At 58.8% G+C, this 255-nt stretch carries 2 tRNA genes; both read left to right on the top strand.

Annotated elements, in window-relative coordinates:
• Positions 1-76: transfer RNA gene (locus MKZ87_RS28890), tRNA-Gly, on the top strand.
• 104 nt (positions 77-180) lie between these two features.
• Positions 181-253: transfer RNA gene (locus tag MKZ87_RS28885), tRNA-Glu, on the top strand.
• Positions 254-255 lie beyond the last annotated feature (2 nt).

The following is a 255-nucleotide window of genomic DNA, read 5'->3' as shown; positions in this document are numbered from 1 at the left end:
GCGGGAATAGCTCAGTTGGTAGAGCACGACCTTGCCAAGGTCGGGGTCGCGAGTTCGAGTCTCGTTTCCCGCTCCAATTTTAAACAGCGACGCTTAACGGCGGTGCTGAGTGAAACCAGAACCCAATCTTCGGAGGCGGATCTGGACACCGAAACACACACCATGTGTTCCGGGTAGCGTGTCCCCTTCGTCTAGTGGCCTAGGACACCGCCCTTTCACGGCGGTAACAGGGGTTCGAGTCCCCTAGGGGACGCC

The sequence above is a fragment of the Pseudomonas sp. MCal1 genome (assembly GCF_026341415.1).
Lineage (GTDB): Bacteria > Pseudomonadota > Gammaproteobacteria > Pseudomonadales > Pseudomonadaceae > Aquipseudomonas.
The sequence above is the reverse complement of the archived record's forward strand: the minus strand, read 5'-3'. Positions and strand labels throughout refer to the sequence as shown.